Origin of the sequence: Halopseudomonas sp. (assembly GCF_036960865.1) — a bacterium.
Taxonomy (GTDB): Bacteria; Pseudomonadota; Gammaproteobacteria; order Pseudomonadales; family Pseudomonadaceae; genus Halopseudomonas.
The window spans coordinates 1-23262 of the sequence record NZ_JBALWE010000004.1 but is presented as its reverse complement, the minus strand read 5'-3'; the positions used below and the strand labels follow the sequence as shown (position 1 = coordinate 23262).

General features: G+C 60.5%; 22 protein-coding genes. 13 read left to right on the top strand and 9 right to left on the bottom strand.

Annotated features, from left to right (window positions below):
- The first annotated feature begins 68 nt into the window (after positions 1-68).
- From V7747_RS06485 to V7747_RS06465, 5 genes are all read left to right on the top strand, one after another.
- Positions 69-563 carry an Lrp/AsnC ligand binding domain-containing protein gene (locus tag V7747_RS06485; RefSeq protein WP_092286665.1) on the top strand — a complete coding sequence of 165 codons (495 nt, stop codon included), beginning with the start codon at positions 69-71 and terminating at the stop codon, positions 561-563.
- A 90-nt stretch (positions 564-653) separates the two neighbouring features.
- Positions 654-1958, top strand: a complete 1305-nt coding sequence (locus V7747_RS06480; RefSeq protein WP_335615242.1) for an NAD(P)/FAD-dependent oxidoreductase — start codon at positions 654-656, stop codon at positions 1956-1958.
- A 174-nt stretch (positions 1959-2132) separates the two neighbouring features.
- The gene (locus V7747_RS06475) at positions 2133-3560 is read left to right on the top strand and encodes an MATE family efflux transporter (RefSeq protein WP_335615241.1); all 1428 of its coding nucleotides are present in this window, start codon (positions 2133-2135) and stop codon (positions 3558-3560) included.
- 35 nt (positions 3561-3595) lie between these two features.
- Entirely contained in the window at positions 3596-4183 is a 588-nt protein-coding gene (locus V7747_RS06470; protein WP_335615240.1) for a 2-hydroxychromene-2-carboxylate isomerase, read from the top strand.
- 5 nt (positions 4184-4188) lie between these two features.
- Complete coding sequence (locus V7747_RS06465) at positions 4189-4887, top strand: SDR family NAD(P)-dependent oxidoreductase (RefSeq protein ID WP_335615239.1); 699 nt, start codon at positions 4189-4191, stop codon at positions 4885-4887.
- Positions 4888-4897: 10 nt separating this feature from the next.
- On the opposite strand, the gene V7747_RS06460 is transcribed toward V7747_RS06465, so the two are convergent.
- Positions 4898-6235, bottom strand: a complete 1338-nt coding sequence (locus V7747_RS06460) for a ribonuclease J (protein ID WP_335615238.1) — start codon at positions 6233-6235, stop codon at positions 4898-4900.
- A 98-nt stretch (positions 6236-6333) separates the two neighbouring features.
- On the bottom strand, positions 6334-7563 hold the full coding sequence (locus tag V7747_RS06455) for a nucleoside recognition domain-containing protein (protein ID WP_335615237.1): 1230 nt from the start codon (positions 7561-7563) through the stop codon (positions 6334-6336).
- Positions 7564-7697: 134 nt separating this feature from the next.
- On the opposite strand from V7747_RS06455, the gene V7747_RS06450 reads away from it, so the two are divergent.
- Positions 7698-8111, top strand: a complete 414-nt coding sequence (locus tag V7747_RS06450; RefSeq protein ID WP_335615236.1) for a DUF1330 domain-containing protein — start codon at positions 7698-7700, stop codon at positions 8109-8111.
- On the opposite strand, the gene V7747_RS06445 is transcribed toward V7747_RS06450, so the two are convergent.
- From V7747_RS06445 to V7747_RS06425, 5 genes are all read right to left on the bottom strand, one after another.
- Positions 8008-8901 (bottom strand): N-acetylmuramoyl-L-alanine amidase, encoded by an 894-nt coding sequence (locus V7747_RS06445; protein WP_335615235.1) that lies wholly within the window; start codon positions 8899-8901, stop codon positions 8008-8010. The genes V7747_RS06450 and V7747_RS06445 overlap by 104 nt on opposite strands.
- 50 nt (positions 8902-8951) lie before the next feature.
- Positions 8952-10685: a GGDEF domain-containing protein gene (locus tag V7747_RS06440; RefSeq protein WP_335615234.1), complete on the bottom strand. Its 1734-nt coding sequence runs from the start codon at positions 10683-10685 to the stop codon at positions 8952-8954.
- A 51-nt stretch (positions 10686-10736) separates the two neighbouring features.
- Positions 10737-11558 (bottom strand): endonuclease/exonuclease/phosphatase family protein, encoded by an 822-nt coding sequence (locus tag V7747_RS06435; RefSeq protein WP_335615532.1) that lies wholly within the window; start codon positions 11556-11558, stop codon positions 10737-10739.
- A 61-nt stretch (positions 11559-11619) separates the two neighbouring features.
- Positions 11620-12252 carry a thiol:disulfide interchange protein DsbA/DsbL gene (locus V7747_RS06430; RefSeq protein ID WP_335615233.1) on the bottom strand — a complete coding sequence of 211 codons (633 nt, stop codon included), beginning with the start codon at positions 12250-12252 and terminating at the stop codon, positions 11620-11622.
- Between the two features lie 199 nt (positions 12253-12451).
- Positions 12452-13060, bottom strand: coding sequence for a c-type cytochrome (locus tag V7747_RS06425; RefSeq protein ID WP_335615232.1), 609 nt, complete (start codon positions 13058-13060; stop codon positions 12452-12454).
- Positions 13061-13363: 303 nt separating this feature from the next.
- Between V7747_RS06425 and yihA the strand changes: the two genes are divergently transcribed.
- Complete coding sequence (gene yihA, locus V7747_RS06420; protein WP_335615231.1) at positions 13364-14065, top strand: ribosome biogenesis GTP-binding protein YihA/YsxC; 702 nt, start codon at positions 13364-13366, stop codon at positions 14063-14065.
- A 293-nt stretch (positions 14066-14358) separates the two neighbouring features.
- Here yihA and polA read toward each other — a convergent pair whose 3' ends face one another.
- Positions 14359-17103, bottom strand: a complete 2745-nt coding sequence (gene polA, locus V7747_RS06415; RefSeq protein ID WP_335615230.1) for a DNA polymerase I — start codon at positions 17101-17103, stop codon at positions 14359-14361.
- A 72-nt stretch (positions 17104-17175) separates the two neighbouring features.
- Here polA and V7747_RS06410 point away from each other — a divergent pair, with 72 nt between their 5' ends.
- From V7747_RS06410 to V7747_RS06395, 4 genes are all read left to right on the top strand, one after another.
- Complete coding sequence (locus tag V7747_RS06410) at positions 17176-17460, top strand: DUF2782 domain-containing protein (protein ID WP_335615229.1); 285 nt, start codon at positions 17176-17178, stop codon at positions 17458-17460.
- A gap of 8 nt (positions 17461-17468) precedes the next feature.
- Positions 17469-18422, top strand: a complete 954-nt coding sequence (locus tag V7747_RS06405; RefSeq protein ID WP_335615228.1) for a homoserine kinase — start codon at positions 17469-17471, stop codon at positions 18420-18422.
- 206 nt (positions 18423-18628) lie between these two features.
- On the top strand, positions 18629-19417 hold the full coding sequence (locus V7747_RS06400; RefSeq protein WP_335615227.1) for a peptidoglycan-binding protein: 789 nt from the start codon (positions 18629-18631) through the stop codon (positions 19415-19417).
- 114 nt (positions 19418-19531) lie between these two features.
- Positions 19532-20230 (top strand): mobilization protein, encoded by a 699-nt coding sequence (locus V7747_RS06395; RefSeq protein WP_335615226.1) that lies wholly within the window; start codon positions 19532-19534, stop codon positions 20228-20230.
- A 46-nt stretch (positions 20231-20276) separates the two neighbouring features.
- Here V7747_RS06395 and V7747_RS06390 read toward each other — a convergent pair whose 3' ends face one another.
- Positions 20277-21749, bottom strand: a complete 1473-nt coding sequence (locus tag V7747_RS06390; RefSeq protein WP_335615225.1) for an NCS1 family nucleobase:cation symporter-1 — start codon at positions 21747-21749, stop codon at positions 20277-20279.
- Between the two features lie 749 nt (positions 21750-22498).
- Between V7747_RS06390 and V7747_RS06385 the strand changes: the two genes are divergently transcribed.
- Complete coding sequence (locus V7747_RS06385) at positions 22499-22732, top strand: hypothetical protein (protein WP_335615224.1); 234 nt, start codon at positions 22499-22501, stop codon at positions 22730-22732.
- A 94-nt stretch (positions 22733-22826) separates the two neighbouring features.
- Positions 22827-23129 carry a YrhB domain-containing protein gene (locus V7747_RS06380; protein WP_335615223.1) on the top strand — a complete coding sequence of 101 codons (303 nt, stop codon included), beginning with the start codon at positions 22827-22829 and terminating at the stop codon, positions 23127-23129.
- Positions 23130-23262: the final 133 nt, after the last annotated feature.

Here is a 23262-nt window from a genome sequence, read left to right as displayed (position 1 = left end):
CATTTTTCGTTTATTTTTAGATATGCGAGCAAAGATTCTTTATAAATAACGATATTCAGAGATTTTTCATGAAAACTAAACGAGCCTCCAGCCGCGAGCTGGACAAGATCGACCGGCACATCCTTGAGCTGCTGCAGAACGAGGGGCGCATGTCTTACGTGGAGCTGGGTGAGCGCGTGGGGCTCTCAACCACGCCCTGTATGGAGCGGGTCAAGCGGCTGGAGCGGGAGAAATTCATCCTCGGCTACGGCGCCCGGCTGAACCCGCAGAAGCTGCAGGCCAATCTGCTGGTGTTTGTCGAGATCAGTCTGTATTCCAAGTCGGCGGACATATTTGATGACTTTCGTCGCGCTGCCATCAAGCTGCCGCACGTTCTGGAGTGCCATCTGGTCTCGGGCGACTTTGATTACCTGATCAAGGCGCGCATCTCGGAGATGGCCTCCTACCGTAAGCTGCTGGGCGACATTCTGCTGCGCTTGCCGGGGGTGCGTGAGTCGAAGAGCTATATCGTCATGGAGGAGCTGAAAGAGACCCTGGCCATTCCGATACCCGAGGCAGATTAAGTGGCATTGTGATTGTTCTGTGTGCGCTTAGTGTTTATGCTGCTGTAAATTTTTATTGACACTCGTTCGCCTATTTCAAACGGATATCCCATGTCAGCCAATCCCACGCACACCCACGAGCATGCTCCCTCCTACTATGCGGCCAGCGTCAATCGACAACTGACGTTGCCGGTGTTGCAAGGCGAGGAGCAGGCGGATGTCTGCATCATTGGCGGTGGCTTTACCGGCCTGAACACCGCCATTGAGCTGGCGCAGAAGGGGCTCTCGGTGATGCTGCTGGAAGCGCATCAGGTTGGCTGGGGCGCCAGTGGTCGCAACGGCGGCCAGCTCATTCGCGGGGTGGGTCACGATGTAGACCAGTTCGAGAAGCAGGTTGGCGCCGAGGGTGTACGCAACCTCAAGCTGATGGGCATCGAGGCGGTGGAGATCGTCAAACGGCGCATCGCCGAATTCAACATCGACTGTGACCTGACCATGGGCTACTGCGACCTGGCCAACAAGCCCGCGCACATGGAAGGCTTTCTCGCCGACAAGGCTGAGCTGGAAGCCCTGGGTTATACACATGAACTGAAGATGATCGAGCGCGACCAGCTGCACAGCGTGGTCAACTCCGACCGCTATATCGGTGGGATGAGCGACATGGGCTCGGGTCACCTGCATCCCTTGAATCTGGCTCTGGGTGAGGCCGCCGCTGCGCAAAGCCTGGGCGTGCGCCTGTTCGAACATTCCTCAGTCACACAGATCGATTATGGCACCACCGTCACCGTGCACACCGCGACAGGCAAGGTGCGGGCCGCGCAATTGGTGATTGGCTGCAACGCCTATCTGGGGCGATTGCACCCCAAGCTCAGTGGCACCGTGATTCCCGCCGGCAGTTACATCATTGCCACCGAGCCGCTGGGGGAGGAGCGCGCACGTGGGCTGATCCCGCAGAATATGGCGCTGTGCGATCAGCGCGTGGCCCTGGATTACTACCGTCTCTCGGCTGACCATCGCCTGCTGTTCGGCGGCGCCTGCCATTACTCCGGCCGTGATCCGGCGGACATCGCCGCCTACATGCAGCCCAAAATGCTCAAGGTCTTCCCGCAACTGGCCGGGGTGAAGATCGACTTCCAGTGGGGCGGCATGATCGGCATTGGCGCCAACCGTCTACCGCAGATCGGCAAGCTGCCGGATCAGCCCAACGTGTTCTACGCCCAGGCCTATTCCGGCCACGGCGTCAATGCTACCCACCTCTCTGCCAAGCTGCTGGCAGAGGCCATCAGCGGGCAGGCCAGCAGCGGTTTTGAGCTGTTCGGCAAAGTGCCGCACATGGCCTTCCCCGGCGGCCAGCGCCTGCGTGCCCCCCTGCTCGCGCTGGGCATGCTGTGGGAGCAGACCAAGGAGCTGTTTTAACCGCCCGCCAGAATCAGGCCCACCCGCCGCTTGGCGGGTGGGCTCCCCTGCTGTACTGAGCACACGCCGCCACGCACGTCAGGATTGCCTGCATTTTTTAGATGATGACCAGCATATTTACTTATATGTTGATCATAATCTAATATGCACAAAACCCCTTTCGAGTAGTTCAGTATGAAGTCGAACACCGCATCCCAGGGCGAAGCCGATGCTCGCACCCGTCGACTGCTGCAGGCGCCCATACTGCCGCTGCTACTGATGATGTCCTGGCCGAACGTGTTGATCATGTGTGCTCAGGCTTCTACCGGTCTGATCGAGACCTGGTGGGTGGCCAAGTTGGGGACTGATGCACTGGCCGGCATGGCCTTGGTGTTTCCCGGCGTGATGCTGATGCAGATGATGTCGGCCGGCGCCATGGGCGGCGGCATTTCCTCTGCCGTGGCGCGGGCGCTGGGCGCGGGTCGGCGCAGCGATGCCAACGCGCTGGTCTGGCATGCGTTGTTGATCAACGGTGCCATAGGTTTGCTCTTCTCGTTGCTGTTCCTGATGTTCGGCTCGCCGCTGTATCGCTTCATGGGTGGCGACGGCGCCTCGCTCGCCGCAGCGCTTGAGTACTCCAATGTGGTGTTCGCCGGTACGCCCGCGCTCTGGCTGATGAATGCGCTGGCCAGCGTGATTCGTGGTACCGGCAATATGTTGTTTCCTGCCCTGGTGACCTGCGCCGGCGTGCTGCTGCTGATCCCGCTGTCGCCGCTGCTGATCTTCGGCTTGGGCCCGCTGCCGGGGCTGGGTATCGCCGGTGGTGGCGTGGCCATGGTGCTGTTCTTCGTTGGCGGAGCGCTGGCGATGTTGTGGTTCATTCTCTCCGGTCGCTGCGTCGTCAGGCTGAGCCGCACGCCGGTGGCCTGGCGTTATCTGCGCGATATTCTGCACATCGGCCTGCTGTCTTCCATCACCACGGTACTGACCAATGTCATCATCGCTGGAGCTACCGCGCTGGTGGCGGCGGGTGCGGGAGTGCAGGCGGTAGCGGGTTTTGGCACTGGCGTGCGTCTGGAGTACCTGCTGGTGCCGCTGGCCTTTGGCATAGGCGCGCCGCTGGTGGTGCTGGTGGGCACCAATCTGGGCGCCGGGCAGCGGGAGCGCGCCTTGCGCATCGGCATGACCGGAGGCTTGGTTGCCTTTGTGACCACTGAAGCCATAGGTCTGAGTGCGGCGCTTTGGCCCGAGCATTGGCTGCGTCTGTTTACGCATGACCCCGTGGCGCTCGCGGCGGGGGCCGATTATCTGCGCATTGTTGGGCCCACCTACGGCTTCTTTGGGCTGGGGCTGGCGCTGTACTTCGCCTCTCAGGGTGCTGGCCGGCTGCGCTGGCCGTTGATTGCCGGGTTTGTTCGTCTGGGCGTCGCGCTGGGCGGCGGTTGGCTGGTGCTGCAACTGAGCGGCAGCGTGGTTGTTGTCTTCTACGCCCTGGCATTGGCGATGCTGGTATATGGACTGCTGATCGCTTTCGCCGTCTGGCGTCGCAGTTGGTTCAGCGCCGCCGGCGAGCCTGCTGCGCTGGTCAATTCATCCCCATCGCCGCTAGCGGTCAAACGCTGACGACGGTTCTGCAACCGAAGAAAAGGTACTGACGCATGTCGCACACAGTCGAGTTCTACTTTGATTTTCGCAGTCCCTACAGCTACATGGCGTACAGCCAACTCGCGCACATGGGGGTGGAGATCAGCTTGAAACCCATGATTGTCCTCAAGGTGATGGAGCAGGTCGGGAACGTGCCTACCACGTTGATCTGCAGCGCCAAGGCGCGTTATGCGCGGGCGGATCTGGGGCGTTGGGCCAAGCGCTATGGCGTGCCGCTGAACCCAGCCGACATGAAAAGCGTCGACGGGGAAGCCTGCCTGCGCGCAGTGCTGGCCGCCTCTTCAGCTGCGGACGCAGCCAGCATTACCGAGGCGCTGTACCGCGCCTGCTGGGGCGAAGCCATAGCGCTGACCAACAAGCAGGAGATTCTCGCGGTGATCGCGGCGACCGGCGTTGATGTCAGCGTCATAGAGGCGCGCATGGATAGCCCTGAGGTATTCGCTGCACTGGAGAGCAGCACCAATGAAGCGGCCGCACGCGGTGTGTTCGGCTCACCGACGATGTTTGTCGGGGAGCAGATGTTCTTCGGCAATGATCGGCTCGATTTTCTGCGCGAGGCACTCGCGCACGACGCGGAGTAACAGTTATGTCTGAACAATCCAAACCTCTCGCCCTGGTGACGGGCGTTGGCCCGGGTACCGGTACCGCCGTGGTACGGCGCTTTGTCGAAGGCGGCTATCGGGTAGCCATGCTGGCGCGCGATGCCGAGCGCCTGGCGGCGCTTGCTGCAGAGCTGCCTGATACTATCGCGATGCCGTGCGATGTAACCGATCTGGCGGCGTTGGAAGCGGCTATCGGCCAGGTGGGCTCGCCCAAGGTGGTGGTGCACAACGCGGTGGGTGGTGCCTTTGGCAGCTTCATGGATATCGACCCCGAAGTGCTGCGGCGCAATTTCGAGATCAACACCATGGCCTTGCTGCATCTGGCGCGCCTGACCACACCCGCGATGGTCGCGGCTGGTGAGGGTGCCTTGATCGTCACTGGCAATACCTCAGCGCAACGCGGCAAGACACACTTTGCCGGGTTCGCACCGAGCAAGGCCGCGCAGCGGATTCTGGCCGAGTCCATCGCGCGGGACTTGGGGCCCAAGGGCGTGCACGTGGCCTATCTGATCATCGATGCGGTTATCGATTTGCCCTGGCAGCGCGAGCGCCTGCCCGATGCGCCGGATGACTTTTTCATTCACCCCGCCTCCATTGCCGATGAGGTGTTTCATCTGGCGCATCAGGCGCGTGACGCCTGGTCTTTCCTGGCTGAAATACGCCCTTTCCACGAGCCTTGGTAGGCGGTTGGCTTTAGCGCTGTTCCAGCTCAACCAGCCCGTGCGGTAGCTCGGCTACCTTGCAGGGCTGGGCGCTGAGATCGATCAGGTCGCCGTTGTTAGGTACCAGGCCGCCCAGGCCAAGGCTGCGGCCAAACTGCATGTGCGCTTTTTGGTGATACAGCTCGCCGTGCACCGGCAATAGGTGGCGTGCCTGCAACCAACCGTACAGCTGGCGCAGGTCTTCCTGCGGCGGGTGGCCGGAGGCGTGAATGGGTGCCATCTCGTCATCGATGATCTGCACGCTCTGCTCTTTCAAGCCTTGCTTGATCCGTGCCAACGCTTCTTCATTGCCGGGAATCAAGCGCGACGAGAACACTACGGTATCGCCCGCCTCCAGGCTCAGCTGCGGATGGTTGCCGCTGGCCAAGCGTCCCAAGGCGGCGGCCGGTTCGCCCTGGCTACCGGTGCAGATCCACAGCTGCTGTTCGCGCGGCAGGTGTCCCAGCTCCCACGGACCGATGAAACCGGGTCTGCTGTTCAGGTAACCCTGTGCCCGACCAAAGCCATGCATGCTGACCAGGCTGCGGCCCAGCAGCGCGGCGTAGCGTCCGCAGTCAAAGGCGATCTCGGCCAGGCTGTGCAGGCGCGCCAGGTTGCTGGCAAAGCAGGTGACGATCACCCGTTCGCGGCAACCGCGAATGGCATCCTGCAGGCCATTCTGTACTGCCGCTTCAGAACGACTGGCACCAGCCACCGGGGCATTGGTGGAGTCGCCAATGATCACATCGACCCCTTGGCGCCCCAGCGCCTGCAGACGGCCCTGTGCGGTCAGGCCGCCGACCAGCGGCTGCGGATCGAGCTTCCAGTCGCCGCTGTGATACAACCGCTTGCCGGCGACCTCCAGCATGATGGCGTGGGACTCGGGAATCGAGTGAGTGACCGGTATCCACTCAGCCTGAAAGGCGCCAATGCCGATGGGTTCCAGCGGCTGAATCTCGTGAATGCGCGGCCAGCTCAGGCCGGGGTCGAGCTTGGCGCGAATCAGTCGTGCGGCAAAGGGGCTGGCGTAGATGGGGCAGTCCATGGCGCGCCAGATATGTGGGATGGCGCCGATGTGATCCTCATGGCCATGGGTGATGAGGATAGCTGACAGCTTGATGTCGTGCCGCTCCAGTGCCGACAGGCTAGGAACCGACACGCTGTTGCGCCCGCTGGGCGTGGCATTCAGGGCAAAGCCGCAGTCAATCGCAATCCACTCGCCAGCGGAGCCGTACAGATAGAAATTGGCCCCGAACATACCGGCCCCGCCCAGCGCGACAAACCAGGGGCCGGGGCTGCGGTGCAGTTGTTCAAAACGGGGGGCGGGCATGCGTCTCTCTCGGCTAGCAGCGGCTGACTGCAGGCCGCAAGCGGGTGTGTGTTAGGGGCAGGTTAGCACAGCGCCAAGCCCTGGCGTGGTCAGCAGGGTCAGCCAAAAAACCAGTAACACACGCCAATGGCCGTGAGCATGCCGGCCAGATCGGCCAACAGGGCGCAGCCCAGCGCGTGGCGCACGCGGCTGATACCCACCGCGCCAAAGTATACGGCCAACACGTAGAAGGTGGTTTCCGTACTGGCCTGAAATGTGGCAGCCAGTTGCGCGGGGAAGCTGTCTACGCCGAAGGTGTTCATGGTTTCGATCATCATCGCGCGTGAGCCACTGCCCGACAGCGGCTTGATGAAGGCGGTGGGCAGGGCGTCGACAAAGCGGGTGTCCCAGCCGAAGGCCTCGGCCAGCCAGCGAATCCCGCCCAGCCCGGCGTCCAGCACCCCGCTGGCACGCAGCACGCCCACGGCCACCAGCATGGCGACCAGAAAGGGCAACAGCGAGATGGTCACCTCAAAGCCCTGTTTGGCGCCCTCGATGAAACTGTCGTAGACGTTCACCTTGCGCAGCGCGGCCACCAGCAAAAAAGCTATGATGATGCCGAACAACGTCAGGTTGCCGACCAGCGTAGAGGTGGCGGCCAAGGCCTCGGAAGACAGCCCTGCCAGAGTGGTCAGCAGCAGGCCGAGGAAGGCCGCGCCGGCGGCCAGGTAGGCCAGTACCACCGGGTCCCATAGCTTGAGCCGCTGCATCAGCGCCACACTGAGCAGGCCCACCAGACTCGACGCTGTAGTGGCCAGCAGGATCGGCAGGAAGACCTCGGTGGGGTCGCTGGCGCCCTGCTGGGCGCGGTACATGAACACGGTCACGGGCAGCAGGGTGAGCGAGGAGGTGTTGAGCACCATGAACAGGATCTGGGCGTTGCTGGCGGTATCCTTGCTCGGGTTCAGCGTCTGCAAGGAGTGCATGGCCTTGATGCCGATTGGCGTGGCGGCGTTGTCCAGGCCCAGCACGTTGGCGGCAAAGTTCATGGTGATGTGCCCCAGCGCCGGGTGCCCGCTGGGCACCTCGGGCATCAGGCGGCGAAACAGCGGGTCAAGCAAGCGGGCCATCAGCTTGATCAGCCCGGCCTTCTCGGCAATGTTCAGAAAGCCCAGCCACAGGGTCATGGTGCCGACCAGCACCAGGGTGATCTCGACGCTCAGGCGGGCCATGTCGAAGAGCGCGCTGACCAGCCGGCTGAACACCTCGGTATCGCCCAGCCCCAGCCATTGCCAGAGGGCTGCGGCAAAGGCGCTAAGGAAGAAGCCAAGCCAGATCCAGTTGAGCATGTATGCCTGATGTCCTGTGAAACGATCCTGTGATGCGATCTACAACGCCGGGTTTTCTGCCGCAGGCGGCTGGCGTAGGGCGAGCTTGCCTGCTTTGCTGACAGTTAGTCCAGCCCTGCTGCAAAGGAAGCGACATGCCTAGTCTTGATACCAGTACCAGCAACCTGAAGAACCTGCGTGAGAAAGTGCCGGCTGATGCGCCGATCCAGATGCTCAACCTGCTGCGCTTCAATGCCCACGCGGAATACCCCTCCGGCACCGACGCCCACCCCTGCGCGGGGCGCGAAGCCTACGCGCGTTACCTGCGCGCGGTCAGCGAGAGCATGGCGGCAGTGGGCGCGCATATCCGTTTGCAGAGCAGGGTATTGCACACCCTGATCGCGCCGCAGGGCGAACAATGGGATCAGGTACTGGTATTCGAGTTTCCGACCCTGGCCGCCTTCTTCAGCCTGCTGGAGGATGAGCAGTACAGGGCGGCAGCCGTGCACCGGACGGCGGCACTGATGGATTCTCGGCTGGTGTGTACCAGCGAGGCGCCGGGGCACTGATCAGCGCGCTGGCCTGCTCGGGCGCGAGTGCTGCCAGCAGGCTGGCGGTCTCGCTATCCGGCTGGCCGCTATAATCGCTCTGCCGGAAACGCATCTGAAAGGCCGCGAGCACATTGCGCGTGGCGCCGTCCAGCTCGCCGTGTTGTGGCACCTGGTAGCCGTACTCGGCCAGTGCCCCCTGAAACCAGCTGACCGCGGGTACGCGGCCGTCCAGCCAGTTGTGCATGACGTGCACACGTTGTGTATCCGGACCGCTGGCCACGCCAGCATCCACCAACTGCTGCCAGGGAAACAGCGGGCCGGGATCGACTTTGCGTTGCGGTGCAATATCGCTGTGACCGATCACGGCATCGGGGCCGAGATCGTTGCGTTGTTGAATATCTCGCAGCAGTAAGATGAGGGCGTCGATCTGGCGTTGATCCCAGGCTTGCCAGCGGCGGCAGTCGGGCTGATCCACGTAACCTTCATTGACCATTTCGATGCCAATGGAGCTGGCGTTAAGCCAGGTACGTCCCTGCCAGCTGCTGTCACCGGCATGCCAGGCACGCCGATTTTCATCGACCAGCCGGTAGATCACCGGATCGTGGTCACTGATCAAATAATGACTGCTGACGTCCTGCTCGGTGAGTACCTTGAACGAGCGCTCAAAGCCCGATGAAGTGTAATGCAGCACGATGTACTGCACACGGCTGTCCTGACTGCGAGCGTGATAACGGTCGTCGATGATCAATTGCTCACTGCAGCCGGCCAACAGGGCCAGCGCCGGCAGCAAGACTTTCCAATAGCTCAAGGGGAGATTCCTGTCGCGGTCGCAAAAACGCAGGTTAACACGGCTGCAGGTCAGGCCATCGCGCTTTGGCTATCCTGCACAACACGGTTGCGGCCCAGCTCCTTGGCGCGGTACATCGCCTTGTCTGCTCGATCAAAGATCTCGTCGAGGGTGTCGCCCTGGCAGAACTGGGTGTAGCCGATGGAGATGGTCACCGGCACCGGCTCGTTCTTGAAGTGGAAGGGACTGGCCTCAATTCCGGCGCGCAGTTCCTCCAGCGCGATCGCGCCCTGCTCGAGCGAGGTGCCGGGCATCAGCACGACAAATTCTTCACCGCCAAATCTGCCGATGTAGTCGGTCTTGCGCAGTCGTCGGGAAAGCTGGGTGGCAATCAGCCGCAGTACCTTGTCGCCGGCCAGGTGGCCGAAACGGTCGTTGATCGACTTGAAGTGGTCCACGTCCAGCACCACCAGCAGCAGTTGCCCACCGTAACGCTGCCAGCGGTCATACTCTTCGTCCATGCGCTTCTGTAGACCTGCGCGGTTGGACAGACCGGTCAGGCTGTCGACCATGGCCTGTTGGCGCTGCTCCTCCAGATGCTTGCGGAAGGTGTGGGCTTCCACCTCCATTACCTGGATACGCTCTACCATTACCTTCAGGCGCTCAGACACTTGGCTTTCGCGAGCTTCGCGCAGCTCGCGGGCCTGATCCACCTTGCTTAAGAGGGCATTGAGTTTCGCCTCGACATTGGCCTTGAGCGAGTTGAGGTCGTCGGCCTCCCTCACATCTTCGTGCAATACCTCAACCTCGCCACGAATCGCACCTTCAAGCGAACGGCCTTCATCAAGGGAGTCGGCGTAGGAATTTTGTGCTTCTTCCAGATTGCCCTGGAATTGACTCAGGCGTTGATTCAGCTGTTGCAGGTAGCGCTCAAATTCAACCTGCCGGTTCTGCTGGGCATTCAGCACCAAGGTGGTGAGCGCGTCCAGTGCAGCGGTCAGTTCGTACCAGTTCAGGCCCCTGCCGATTTGCTCGCGCAGCCGCTGGCAGGCGAGCTCCTGTTCGTCCAGCAGCTGGATCTCGCTGAGCAGGTTGAGCAGGATGGATTCAATATGCGCCGCGACTTTAGAATAATTCTGCTCCTCGCCGCTGATATTGCCACTGACTTTGCCGCCAGCGGCCTGGGCGGCGGCTGCGGTGGAGATCGGCGCGTCGTCCGGCTCTAGGGCCTCGGTCTCAGGCGCTTCGGCCAGCGGTTCTGTGATCGCTGGTTGGGCGGCCTCTTCTTCCTGCGCGCGCGAGGCGGCTGGCGAGTCGCTGGATTTGCCGAATAGCCGTGACCAGAGCCCGGACGAAGCCTCTTCCGGGCTGCTGCTCAAGGCCGCGGCTTGCAACTGAGTGAGATCCCTTAGCAGGCGCGGCAGGCTTTGTGCCAGATTGTCTGCAGCATCCAACTGCTTGCTCAGGGTGCGCAGCGCCCTATCGGTTTCCTTGGGTGGTTCTTGGTCCTGCAGCTGCCGAATCAGCTTTTTCAACTGAGTACATATTTCGTTGCTGCGTTGCTGACGCGACTGGTCTGCCGCCAGCACCGCACGCTCCAGATCGGGTAGCAGGGCGCCCAGCATTTTCGGCGGCGCGTCGCTGCGCAGGGAGTTGCGCAGCTCCTTCAGGCGTCGGTCGAGTAAAGGATCGATGCCATCGGCGGCGATACTCACTCTCACCAGGCCACGCTTGAGCAACTCCTCCTGTTCGCTGGCCATTTGCGCTGGCTCGGCGTCAGGGGAGTATCGGTGAGTATCAGACATGGTGGCTCCGGACGGTTTTTCCAGAGATTATAGGTGAACCTGAGGTTCTGGCTAGCTCTTGCTGCTCCCCTCGCAGAGGCTGGCAGGCAAACGTATGTGCATGGCCACGGGCAGGTGATCGGAAATGGCGTGCGGCAGCACGTCTACCTGCTCGATACTGAGGCTGGGACTGATCAGAATATGATCCAGAACCTTGGCCGGTTTCCAGCTTGGATAGGTGCCGGGCAGTGTTGCCGTGTGCAGCTTGCTGCCGTGCAGCGGCGACTTTTCCAGCAGGTCTTCAGCGTGGGTGTTCATATCGCCCATCAAGACGACGTGGCGATGATCCGCGATCCGTTCACGGATGTAGGCCAACTGATTGGCTCGGCCCTTGGGGCTGAGCGCCAGGTGCATCATTACTACCAGCAAGGATTCCGGGCCGTCGCCAAATTGGGTGAGAATGGCACCGCGTCCGGGCAGGACACCGGGTAGCTTGTGGTCTTCCAGCAAGTCTGGCGCATAGCGGCTGAGCAGACCGTTGGAATGCTGTGCAAAGCGTCCGAGGTTGCGATTGAGCTGCTGATACCAGTACGGGAAGCCACATTCGCGAGCCAGGTGCTCCACCTGGTTGACGAAACCGGAGCGTAAGCTGCCCCCATCCACTTCCTGCAGGGCAACCAGATCGAAGTCATTGAGCAATTGGGCGACCTTGCCCAGCTGCGTCTGACGGCCGGCATGCGGCAACAGGTGCTGCCAGCTGCGGGTCAGATAGTGATGAAACTTCTGGGTGTTGTTACCCACTTGGATATTGAAGCTAAGTAGCCGCAATACATCGGGCAGGGCCTGTGCTGCGCCCTGACAGTGATGGTTGGTGCGCAGTTCGGCCGACGACATTGAGCCGCGGGTATTGCGAAATCCTGCAATGTTGCCAGCCGATAGCATGCGATGCTCCTGTTTACTGCGCTTGGCGTTCCTGCTCAACCAGGTACTCGGCGATTTTCAGCATGTTCTCGAAGCTGCCGGCCATCTTGCCCTCAATCCGGTACTTACCGTTGACGATCAGGCAGGGTACGCCGCTGGCGCGGTAGGCGCGGGCGAGCTGTTCAGCTTGATTCATCTTGCTCTTCACGCCGAAAGAGTCCCAGGCCTTCACGAAGTCCTCTTCACTGATGCCATAGGGCTCAAGAAACTCGATCATCGCTTCCTGATCTTTCAGCTTGTTGTTCTGCTTGTGAATGGCGTTGAACACCGCATCGTGGGTTTCATCCAGCTTGCCGAGGCTTTCCAGTGTATAGAACAGCTGGCCGTGGGTGTTCCATTCACCGCCGAACATGGCGGGTACTGGACGGAAGTTGACGTCTTCGGGCAGCGTTTTGGACCATTCGTGGATGGTGGGCTGGAATGCGAAGCAATGGGGGCAGCCGTACCAGAAGAGTTCTGATACTTCTATTTTGTCGGGGTCAAGCGTGGGGGCCGGGGTCGGCAGGACTACGTAATTCACGCCAGCCTGATAAGGGGCATCTTGCGCCTGAACCATGCCGAAGCTGCCGAGCAGCCAGATCAGACCAACGGATAACAACGCACGCATGTAGTTCTCCAAAGCAGATAGTGAAGCAGGTAATTAATTGGATTATGTTGCTTTTCAGACCCGACAGTAGAACAAAGATTCCCTGATTACCAGATGCAAGCTGCCGCACCATGTTGCCGTTGGTAACGTCGCCGCATTTTCCCCGGGTAAAAAAAAGGATGGCCGAGGCCATCCTTTTTTGCGTGCCGTACGAGGCTGCTTAACGCAGGCCTTCGATGTAGCTGGCGACTGCGGCGATGTCCTTGTTGCTCAGGCGGCTGGCCACCGTGCGCATGATCGCGGCGTCACCATCGTTGGTGCGGTCACCCTCGCGGAAGTCAGTCAGCTGCTTGGCAGTATAGGTAGCGTGCTGGCCGGCCAGGTGCGGGAAGCCTGCCGGTGGGTTGCCCTTGCCGGTCGGCGAGTGGCAGCCGGTGCATGCCGGCAGGCCGGTCTCCAGATCACCGCCGCGGTAGATGGCCTCGCCACGCTCGGCCAAGGCCGGGTCTGCAACGCCCATGGTCTGAGTCTGGGAAGAAAAGTAGGCAGCGATATCCGCCAGGTCCTGCTCATCGAGATCGGTCAGCAGCCCGGTCATTTCTACTACGTTGCGGCGGCCTTCCTTGATGTCAGTCAGTTGTTTGAGCAGGTAGCGCTCGCCCTGGCCGGCCAGTTTGGGGAAGTTCGGGGCAGGGCTGTTGCCGTCAGCGCCGTGGCAGGCCCCGCAGACGGCTACCTTGCCCTGGCCGGCTTCTGCATCACCTTGAACGGCATGCGCAGAGGCGGCAACACCCAGGGTCAATACCAGACTAACGAGTAGTTTATTCATCGGCTAATCCAATTACGGCTAAAAGAAAAATGGTGGCATTACCTGTTGCCCGGCCTTGATGACCGCGTTTTCATCACAGGTTGCCTTATATTCCGCTCATGCTAGCTGCCGCCTTCGTCCGGCGCAATGGGCGAACTGCCGCAGGTACACGATGCTGGGTGAGCAGGACTGAAAAACGGCCTGGCGTGCATGCCAGGGGAATTGGTCAGTGCTTCCCACAACCGCGGCATTATATACTAAGCAGGCCGCAAACGTGAATGTCATCAGCTTTCCAGCCCGTCGGGCGGAATCAACAGGTTTCCCATGTCGTCTACTACGCCTCTCATATCGCTCTGCCAACAGGCTACTTTCATTAAAAGTGCCAGTCTGGTCGAGCAGTGTCCCGCTGATATCGGTCTGGAAGTGGCCTTTGCCGGTCGCTCCAACGCCGGCAAATCGAGCGCGCTCAACACCCTGACCCACGCGCGCTTGGCGCGCACCTCGAAAACCCCCGGCCGCACGCAGCTGATCAATTTCTTTCAGCTTGACGATCAGCGCCGTCTGGTGGATTTACCCGGTTATGGTTATGCCAAGGTGCCGCTGGAACTGAAAGAGCATTGGAAGCAGCATCTCGATGCCTACCTGACCCAGCGCAACAGTCTCGCCGGTGTCGTCCTGGTGATGGATATTCGCCATCCCCTGTCGGAGTTCGATTGCATGATGCTCGACTGGGCGCAGATGAGTAATATTCCTGCCCACGTGCTGCTCAGCAAGTCGGACAAGCTGGCCTTTGGTGCGGCAAAAAATGCGCTGCTGAAAATTCAGTCCACCATGCGCAAGACCTTTGGTGAGATGTCGACCGTGCAGCTGTTCTCTGCGCCCAAACGGCAAGGCATCGAAGAGGCCTACGCGCGCCTTGAGCAATGGCTGTATCCGCCAGAAGAAGAGCTGCAGGGATACGACCCGGAAGACGATGAACCGGAAGAGCTGAGTGACGACGACTGGGGTGATGACGCAGCGCATTGATTCGCGGTGCCAAATCGCAGGCAAAAAAAACCCCGAGCTTCTATGGGGAGGGAGGCTCGGGGTTAACTACCGGGCTGTGCTAGGAAAGGGAGTGCCCGGTTTTCTGCCAACACTAAATCACATCTAAGGAGCATGAATGGCTATCAAGCCGTCCATGTAATGTCTGACGGGTGAGTTGCAGCTAAGTTCAAAAAAAGATTTAGATCGGTTAGTTATGAAAAAGCCCGCGCTTAGGCTCGGGCTTTTTCGTCTGCAACCGGCAAGCTAGAGGCGTGCGGCGGCTGGTCGCTCGCTTAGTGCGCCTCGTCCCAGTTGTTGCCCACTCCCACTTCGACCAGCAAGGGCACATCCAGTTCGGCGGCCTGCCCCATGTGTTCCTGCAACCCCTGGCTGACGGCCTCGATCTGGTCTTCGTGAACTTCCAGTACCAGTTCATCGTGTACCTGCATGATCACGCGGGCGTCCAGTTTACTGCTGGCCAGCCATTGATCGACCTTGATCATGGCGCGCTTGATGATGTCGGCAGCGGTGCCCTGCATGGGCGCGTTGATTGCGGTTCGCTCGGCGCCCTTGCGCATGGCCTGATTCTTGGCGTTGATCTCCGGCAGGTACAGACGGCGACCAAACAGGGTTTCGACATAGCCCTGCTCGCTTGCTTGCTCGCGGGTGCGTTCCATGTAGGCCAGCACGCCGGGGTAGCGAGCAAAGTAGCGGTCGATATAGGCCTGCGCCTGTTTGCGGTCGACAACAATCTGCTTGGCCAGGCCAAAGGCGCTCATGCCGTAGATCAGGCCGAAGTTGATCGCCTTGGCGCTGCGCCGCTGGTCGCTGGTGACGGCATCCAGTTCAACGCCGAATACCTCTGCCGCAGTCGCCTTGTGCACGTCGAGGTTGTGCTTAAAGGCATCCAGCAGGCCTGGGTCCTGCGCCAGGTGCGCCATGATGCGCAGTTCGATCTGCGAATAATCCGCCGCCAGCAGCTTGTAGCCCTTGGGCGCGATAAAGGCCTGGCGAATGCGCCGGCCCTCGGCGCTGCGAATCGGGATGTTCTGCAGGTTAGGGTCGGAGGACGACAGCCGCCCGGTCGCGGCAACCGCCTGGTGATAGGACGTATGGATGCGCCCGGTACGCGGGTTGATCTGCTCCGGCAAGCGATCGGTGTAGGTGCTTTTCAGCTTGCTGACGCTGCGGTACTGCATGATCACTTGTGGCAGCTCGTAACCCTGTTCAGCCAGCTCGGCGAGCACCGATTCGGCGGTCGAAGGTTGCCCCTTGGCGGTCTTGGACAGCACCGGCAAGCCCTGCTTTTCATACAGGATCGCACCCAGTTGCTTGGGTGAGCCCAGATTGAACTCCTGCTCTGCCAGGGCAAAGGCCTCGCGCTCCAGCGCAACCATCTTCTCGCCGAGTTCGATGCTCTGCTCGCCCAGCAGCTTGGCATCGACCAGCGCGCCGTAGCGCTCGATCCGTGCCAGTACTGGCATCAGCGGCATCTCGATCTCTTGCAACACCTTGGCTACCCGCTCTTGCGGTTGCAGTTTTGCCCACAGCGTCTGGTGCAGACGCAGGGTGACATCGGCATCTTCCGCAGCATAAGCCCCGGCCTGCTCCAGCGCGATCTGATCAAAGGTCAGCTGCTTGGCGCCCTTGCCGGCGATGTCTTCGAACTTGATGGTGCCCTGGCCCAGATACTTGAGTGCCAGGCTGTCCATGTCGTGACGGGTGGCGGTGGCGTCCAGCACGTAGGATTCGAGCATGGTGTCGAAGGCCACGCCCTGCACATTGATGCCGTAATGGGCCAGCACGTTGATGTCGTACTTGGCGTGCTGCGCCACTTTTGCCTTGTTCGGGTCTTCCAGATAGGGCTTGAGCGCGGCCAGCACCTGATCGCGGTCGAGCTGGTCGGGCACGCCCATGTAACTGTGCGCTACCGGGATATAGGCGGCCTCGTGCGGGCTGACCGCCAGCGATACGCCCACCAATTCAGCCAGTTGTGCGTGGATACTGGTGGTCTCGGTATCAAAGGCAAACAGCTCGGCGGCTTTCAGCTTGTCGAGCCAGCGGTCGAAGTCGGCCTGCTCGGTGATGGTCTCGTAATGGTTTTCCTGCTCGGGCGCTACCTCGGCAGCGGCGTCGCCATCGAGTGCGGCGGCCTTGGCTTCGCGTTGCAGGTCGTCGAGCCAGGTTTTGAACTCCAACTCCTGATACAGCTCGATCAGCGCTTCGCGGTTGGCTGCGCCCGGCATCAGCGCATCAGCGCGAATATCCAGGTCAACGTCGAGCTTGATGGTCGCCAGCGCGTAGGACATATAGGCCATGTCCTTGTGCTCGGCGAGCTTCTCGGGCAGCTTCTTGGCACCGCGAATCGGCAGCTCGGGTATTTTTTCCAGATTGGCGTAAATGACATCCAGCCCGCCGCCGAGGCCGGTCAGCAGGCCCAGGGCGGTTTTCTCGCCCACACCGGGCACGCCCGGAATGTTATCGACCTTGTCGCCCATCAGTGCCAGGTAGTCGATGATCAGCTCGGGGCCAATGCCGAACTTCTCCTTGACCCCGTCAATGTCCATCACTGTATTGGTCATGGTGTTGACCAGGGTGATATGGCCGTCGACCAGTTGCGCCATGTCCTTGTCGCCGGTCGAGATCACCACCGCGCGGCCGTTGGCAGCGCTTTCGCGCGCGAGGGTGCCGATCACGTCGTCCGCTTCGACGCCTTCAACGCACAGCAGCGGCAAGCCCATCGCCTTGACGCTGGCGTGCAGCGGCTCGATCTGCACGCGCAGGTCATCGGGCATCGGTGGGCGGTGGGATTTGTATTGCTCGAACATGGTATCGCGGAAGGTCGGCCCCTTGGCATCGAATACTACGCCAATGGGGCTGTGCGGATATTGCTTGCGCAGGCTCTTGAGCATGTTCAGCACGCCCTTGACTGCGCCCGTGGGTAGGCCTTTTGAGGTCGTCAGCGGGGGCAGCGCGTGGAAGGCCCGGTACAGGTACGAGGAGCCATCTACTAATACAAGGGGAGCGGAGTCAGTCATGCGTCAGGTCAACATTTCCGGAGGTAAAGGGTCTAGAATGGGGGCGTTACTCAACAATAGGACAAGACTACCATGATTCGACTATTTGGCCGTGGCCTGGCCACGCTTCTGCTGGCAAGTAGTTTCTCGGTTATGGCGCAGGACGCAGTTACCGCCGAGCCCGATGTGACCATCCGTGAAGAGGGCGAACGTACGGTGGAAGAGTACCGCGTGAACGGCTTTCTCTATGCCATCAAAGTCATTCCGAAGAACGGCGCGCCCTACTACCTGGTCGCGGTGGATGATGAGGGCAACTACATGCGCTCCGACCAGCCCGATGGCATGCGCATTCCTTCCTGGAAAATCTTTGAGTGGTGAGTTGAGCCATGTCGGTCTTTACCGAGGTTAGCCAGGCGCAGCTCGAGACCTTCTTGGAGGGCTATGAGCTGGGGCGCCTGGTGGCCTTCTCCGGCATTGCCGGCGGCAGTGAGAACAGCAACTTTTTCGTGAGCTGCAGCAGCGGCGAATACGTGCTGACGCTGGTCGAGCGCGGCGATAACGAAGCTCTGCCGTTCTTTGTCGAACTACTCGAGTGCTTGCATCAGGCGGGTTTATCCGTGCCCTACGCAATCGCCGATCGCCAAGGCCGCTGCCTGCAGCAACTCAATGGCAAGCCTGCGTTGTTGCAGCCGAGGTTGCCGGGACGGCATGTCGAACAGCCCGACCCGGCGCATTGCGAGGCCGTTGGCCGTTGGCTGGCCCGGTTGCACAGCGCGACGGTGCAAACGCCACTGGCGCGGCCCAGTGAGCGCGGGCTGGAATGGATGCTGAGCGAAACTCGCCAGCAACTGGCCGCCAGCAGCGGCGCGCAGGCCGAGCTGCTCGACAGCCTGCTGAGCACCCTGGCGGCCTGGCAGCGTGAAGACCCAGGGCTGCCGCGCGCCGTGCTGCATGCTGACCTGTTCCGCGACAACGTCATGTTCGATGGCCACCACCTCAGCGGCGTGATCGATTTTTACAACGCGGCCAGTGGCTGGACGCTCTACGATGTGGCCATCGCCGTGAATGACTGGTGCCTGCGCGCCGATGCCAGCCTCGACCCGCGCCGCACCCAGGCGCTGCTCGCCGGGTACGCCAGCCAGCGCAGCTTTACTGCTGCCGAGCACGAGTGCTGGCCCGACATGCTGCGCGTCGCCGCACTGCGCTTCTGGCTGTCGCGTCAACTGGCCGCGCAGCAGCACAGCGGTCAGCGCGGCGTGCTGGTGAAAGACCCCGCCCGCTTTATGCAGCTGTTGCAGCAGCATCGCAACGTCACCCTTGGCTTGCCGCTGGCGCTCTGATTCTCCGACTTGCGGTCTGGCATTCAGCGCCGGCCCGGCTAAGCTTGCAGATGTGCTTGCCGCTGTTGCATCGAACACCTCGACCCCTGCGTCTGATAAATGGGGTCGTTGTGGCCGGCAAGCCGCAAGTCGCGGCGACGTTGAGCAGTGCCGTCTGGTGATCTCCGGATCATTAACCTGCACACTCAACAGGGGAGCCCGGCCGCATGATTCCCGTCGATGGCAACTTCATTCTTGCAGTAGCACCGCGATTTTCCGGCAATCTGGCCCAGGCGCAAATGCGCATTGTCGGTGAGATTTCCGCCGCCCTCGCGCCCACCCTGGCGCATTATCAGATCAACAATCGCCTGCGCATTGCCCACTTCATGGGGCAGGTAACCCATGAGTGCGCGGGTTTCCGCACCACCGAAGAATTCGCCACCGGCGCTGCCTACGAGGGTCGCCGCGACTTGGGCAACACCCAGCGCGGCGATGGCCGGCGCTATAAGGGTCGGGGATTGATCCAGCTGACCGGCCGGGCCAATTACCGCAGCATGGCCGCGCGGCTGAACCTGCCGCTGGAAGACAACCCCGAGCTGGCCGCCGACCCGTTGACCTCGCTGCGCATCGCCTGCGAATACTGGCAGATGCGCGACATCAACCCGGTGGCCGATCGCGACGATCTGATTCGCGCCACTCGGCTGGTCAATGGTGGCCTGAACGGACTGGAAGACCGGCGCAACTATCTGCAAAAGGCCAAAACCGCGATTGCCGCCATCGAGGCCATCGGCATTTCGCAGCGTCAGGGCGGCAGCACCGCGGCGCTGCGTCGCGGCTCCTTTGGTGATGCGGTAGGCGAGTTGCAGGAACTGCTCGCCGCCAAGGGTGTGCCGTTGGCAATCGACCGCGACTTTGGCCCGGCCACCGAACTGGCGGTGATGACCTTTCAGCGCGCTAAAGGGCTGGTGGTCGACGGGATTGTCGGGCAGCAGACCTGGGCGGCGCTGCGCGGCTAGCGGCAGATTGGGTTAGGCTGGAGCGCGATGCGCAACTAACGTCACAACCCGGTCGTATTGCTGGCCTATATTTCGCATTGCAATCTCTTTCCCAGCCCTGCACAGGATGCGTTCATGAGTACCATTCACTTCGTTGGTGGCGAGAAGGGCGGTGTCGGCAAGTCCGTCGTGTCACGCCTGCTGTCACAGTATTTTCTGGATAACGGCCTGCTGTACGCCGGTTTTGATGCCGACCAGTCGCACGCTACCCTCACCCATTATTACCCCGAGTTCACCCAGCCCATTGTGCTGGACGATTTTGAAAGCATTGATCAGATCGTTGAAATGGCCACCGATGACGAAGACAAGCAATTGCTGGTCGACCTGCCCTCGCAGAGCCAGCGCTTTCTGGATCGCTGGCTGGAAGACAGCGGCGTGCTGGAGATGTGCGAAGAGTTGGGGCTGAAGACGGTGTTCTGGTACGTGGTGGATGGCGGCCGCGATTCGGTTATGTTGTTGCAGGCCTTTCAGCAGAAGTACGGCGCGGTCATGCCCTTTGTAGTGGTCAAAAACCACGGCCGGGGCAACGACTTCAGCGACATAGACGCGGTACTGAGCAGCGCCGAGGTGCCGCAGCTGGTTGCGGTGGTCGACATCCCCGAACTGCACAGCGCCACCCTGCACCGTATCGACAAGCTGGCCCTCAGCTTCTGGTCGGCCATCAACCTGAAGAGCAGCGATGGTGCGCAGCTGAGCATGATGGAGCGTCAGCGCACCAAGGTGTGGCTGCGCAAGGCCGGCCAATCCATCGGCGAGGCCTTCCAACGCCTTTAGTCATCCGCTCCAGCGCCGGCCCTAATGAACCGGCGCGAGGCGATGGCTAGCCCTGGCTTTCAACGCCCCGGGCTGCGTGCAGGGCGGCGGCATTGCGCATCAGCAGGTAATGCAGCACCGCGCCCAGCAGCGCGCCGAGCAACCAGGCATAGCCATGCAGCTGGCTGACCGCCGGCACCCATACCGAGGCCACGGAAAACACTGAGGCCACCGCAAAGGAAATCATCGCCTTGCGGTTCCAGCCGCCGTCAAAGTAGTAGGTAGAGCCCGCTTTGGCGCTGAACAGATCCTGCAGGTTCAGTTGCTGCTTACGCACCAGGTAGTAGTCCGCGACTATGATGCCGTAGAGCGGCGCCAGAATCGCGCCCAGGGTATCGACGAAGGCGGCGATGCCTACCTGACTGATAAAGGACACCCAGAGCGCACCAATACAGAAGGCGATGGCCGCGGTAATAAAGCCGCCGGTGCGTGCGCTGATGCGCGAGGGCGCCAGGTTGGCAATGTCGTAGGCGGGCGGAATAAAGTTGGCAACCAGATTGATGCCCACGGTCGCAGCAAAGAAGGTTAGCGCCGCGATGATGGTCAGCGTCAGGCTGTCGACGCGGGCGACGATATCCGTCGGGTTGGTCAGCGTCTCACCAAACACCACCACGGTACCCGCGGTGATCACCAGCGCAATCAACGAAAAGATCGCCAGGCTGACCGGCAAGCCAAGGAAGTTGCCCTTGGTCATCTGCTTATCGTCTTTCACGAAGCGGGCAAAATCACCGTAGTTGATCACCACCGCCGCAAAGTAGGCGACCATGGTGCCCACCACCGCAAAGAAGGCGGCCACCGGGCCCGCCGCATACTCGCCGCTGCCGGCGAAGATGCTGCCCAGCTCATTCAGCAGGCTGGGGCCGGCCTGGTACCAGATGATCAACATCAGCGCGATCATCACCACATACACCAGTGGGCCAGCCCAGTTCAGGAAGCGGGTAATCCACTCCATGCCGCGCACAAACAGCAGCACCTGGAAGGCGCAGACCAGGCAGTAAGACAGCCAGCCGATGGCGGTCATGCCCATAAAGGTGGCCGCATCGGCCGGAGACTCCAGCACCGCATTCAGCAGCAGCGCCACGGCGGTGGAGGCAAAGTAGGTCTGCACGCCATACCAGAAGATCGCCACTATGCCGCGCACCACCGCCGGGAAGTTCGCCCCGCGTATGCCCATGCTGGAGCGCGCCATCACCGGGAAGGGAATACCGTATTTCACGCTGGGTTTACCGGTCAGCTGCACCAGCCCCATGACGATAAAGCCCGCCAGCACGATGCCGCCCAGCACCGCCCAACCGCTCAGGCCGTACGAGATGAACAGGGTCGCTGCCAGCGTATAGCCAAACAGGCTTTGAATATCGTTGGACCAGACGTTGAAAATCTCGAACCAGCCCCAGGTGCGCTTGCCCGGCGGCAGTGGCGCCAGGTCCTCGTTGTACAGCGACGGATCAATGTCGCGGATCTGAAAGTCGTCGTTAGCCATGAGCCCTTCCTTGCGTCTTGTTGTGTTTGCCTTGCATGGCCAGGTGCTACAGCCATACCGGTTGCGCTTGCACTTTTTGTTCCGCCCCTGCGCTCACAGCGCCATGCGCAAACAGCGCAATAACCAAAGTGAGCAGCTAGCCAGGCGGAGCAGGTCGCATATTGTGTACAAAAAATGGCAGATTTTGTATGCAAAATTGTAGTGATAACGTGAAAGGCACTACAAAAGGGGCCGCGCGTGCGGTGTAACGGGGCATAGAGCGCCGATACGCATCCGGGAAAATCGAGGGCGCAGAGGTAAGGTTCTGAGCAACATTCGCTTTACCGCGCATCGATATGGCGCTACTTTCGATGAGCAGCAATGTGCCGATTACAGGAGCCCAAGGATGGCGCGCAGTGTTACAGCACCCAGAAGCATCTCGCCCCCAGGCAGAATGCCCGCCCCCAATCCCATGCTTTCCAGCACCTGCTTGCTTGCCCACGCCGGCGCGTTCTTGTGTCCGCATGGCAGCGGCGAGCTGCACCACAGTATGAAACACGGCATCTCATACAGTGTTATTGAACGCACAAAATGCGGAAGTCACGATAATACGTCTAGTGGTTGGGTGCTTATGGCCAAGCGACTGAATTTAATAACATTTTTTATGGTCTGTCGGCGGCGAGGAGCGTTGATATGCGGAAGGCACTGATATGCAATTATAAAGCCGTCGGTCTAGTAAGCTGTTATGTGTTTTAAACCTGGGGGACCGGATGTCATTGCCAAAAGATAGAATCATCATCGCAAGTGATGTCAATCCAAGAGATGGCATCGGAGTTGAGCTATATCGCGATGACGAGATTCAGGTCGAGGTTTTCCGTGACGATACAGAGAGAACTCGTAAAGTAACTCTGTTTAAGGATTCGGTTTCCCTTGAGTTGGTTGAAGAAGCTATTCGGAATTTCAAAGATGCAGGGCTGTGGGATTTTATCGAATATGAATCTTGATCACATAACAAGCCAAGGCAGTGTGACATATTTAGCTTCGCTGCGCTCAAAGCGCAAAATCTGCCCCTGCTTGGGGCGTTAAGCAGTCATAGTCATGATCACTAGAGAGCAAGCTGAAGAGTTAGTATCCAGGCAGGTATGCGGCCCACATGAATGGTTGCCCACAGATGATGAGATTGTACTCGTCCATAGTGCAACTATTGAAAAGCACTGGGGCTGGGTGTTTTTTTACACATCCAAAAAATGGATCGAAACCCAGGACACACAATATGCCTTGGCTGGAAATGCGCCCGTTATAGTGGAGCGCGATACGGCGAAATTAATACAAACCGGCACAGCTCATAGTCCAGAGTATTACATCGAACGCTATGAGCTGACAGGTAATCCGCATGCTTAACAAACGCAGGCACTGGGACAAAATTTCCGCTGCGCTACAATTTTGCCCGTGCTGCGGGCGTTAGGCATAAAAGCAAAGGAATGTGCCCGCATGGAAGTCCGCAAAATTCAAACCTCAACAATCTATCGTTAGG

Excerpts from the sequence above, each read along its gene's own strand:
- V7747_RS06485 (WP_092286665.1), top strand. The coding sequence starts at position 69 with ATGAAAACTAAACGAGCCTCCAGCCGCGAGCTGGACAAGATCGACCGG.
- V7747_RS06480 (WP_335615242.1), top strand. The coding sequence starts at position 654 with ATGTCAGCCAATCCCACGCACACCCACGAGCATGCTCCCTCCTACTAT.
- V7747_RS06475 (WP_335615241.1), top strand. The coding sequence starts at position 2,133 with ATGAAGTCGAACACCGCATCCCAGGGCGAAGCCGATGCTCGCACCCGT.
- V7747_RS06470 (WP_335615240.1), top strand. The coding sequence starts at position 3,596 with ATGTCGCACACAGTCGAGTTCTACTTTGATTTTCGCAGTCCCTACAGC.
- V7747_RS06465 (WP_335615239.1), top strand. The coding sequence starts at position 4,189 with ATGTCTGAACAATCCAAACCTCTCGCCCTGGTGACGGGCGTTGGCCCG.
- V7747_RS06460 (WP_335615238.1), bottom strand. The coding sequence starts at position 6,235 with ATGCCCGCCCCCCGTTTTGAACAACTGCACCGCAGCCCCGGCCCCTGG.
- V7747_RS06455 (WP_335615237.1), bottom strand. The coding sequence starts at position 7,563 with ATGCTCAACTGGATCTGGCTTGGCTTCTTCCTTAGCGCCTTTGCCGCA.
- V7747_RS06450 (WP_335615236.1), top strand. The coding sequence starts at position 7,698 with ATGCCTAGTCTTGATACCAGTACCAGCAACCTGAAGAACCTGCGTGAG.
- V7747_RS06440 (WP_335615234.1), bottom strand. The coding sequence starts at position 10,685 with ATGTCTGATACTCACCGATACTCCCCTGACGCCGAGCCAGCGCAAATG.
- V7747_RS06435 (WP_335615532.1), bottom strand. The coding sequence starts at position 11,558 with ATGTCGTCGGCCGAACTGCGCACCAACCATCACTGTCAGGGCGCAGCA.
- V7747_RS06430 (WP_335615233.1), bottom strand. The coding sequence starts at position 12,252 with ATGCGTGCGTTGTTATCCGTTGGTCTGATCTGGCTGCTCGGCAGCTTC.
- V7747_RS06425 (WP_335615232.1), bottom strand. The coding sequence starts at position 13,060 with ATGAATAAACTACTCGTTAGTCTGGTATTGACCCTGGGTGTTGCCGCC.
- yihA (WP_335615231.1), top strand. The coding sequence starts at position 13,364 with ATGTCGTCTACTACGCCTCTCATATCGCTCTGCCAACAGGCTACTTTC.
- polA (WP_335615230.1), bottom strand. The coding sequence starts at position 17,103 with ATGACTGACTCCGCTCCCCTTGTATTAGTAGATGGCTCCTCGTACCTG.
- V7747_RS06410 (WP_335615229.1), top strand. The coding sequence starts at position 17,176 with ATGATTCGACTATTTGGCCGTGGCCTGGCCACGCTTCTGCTGGCAAGT.
- V7747_RS06405 (WP_335615228.1), top strand. The coding sequence starts at position 17,469 with ATGTCGGTCTTTACCGAGGTTAGCCAGGCGCAGCTCGAGACCTTCTTG.
- V7747_RS06400 (WP_335615227.1), top strand. The coding sequence starts at position 18,629 with ATGATTCCCGTCGATGGCAACTTCATTCTTGCAGTAGCACCGCGATTT.
- V7747_RS06395 (WP_335615226.1), top strand. The coding sequence starts at position 19,532 with ATGAGTACCATTCACTTCGTTGGTGGCGAGAAGGGCGGTGTCGGCAAG.
- V7747_RS06390 (WP_335615225.1), bottom strand. The coding sequence starts at position 21,749 with ATGGCTAACGACGACTTTCAGATCCGCGACATTGATCCGTCGCTGTAC.
- V7747_RS06385 (WP_335615224.1), top strand. The coding sequence starts at position 22,499 with ATGTCATTGCCAAAAGATAGAATCATCATCGCAAGTGATGTCAATCCA.
- V7747_RS06380 (WP_335615223.1), top strand. The coding sequence starts at position 22,827 with ATGATCACTAGAGAGCAAGCTGAAGAGTTAGTATCCAGGCAGGTATGC.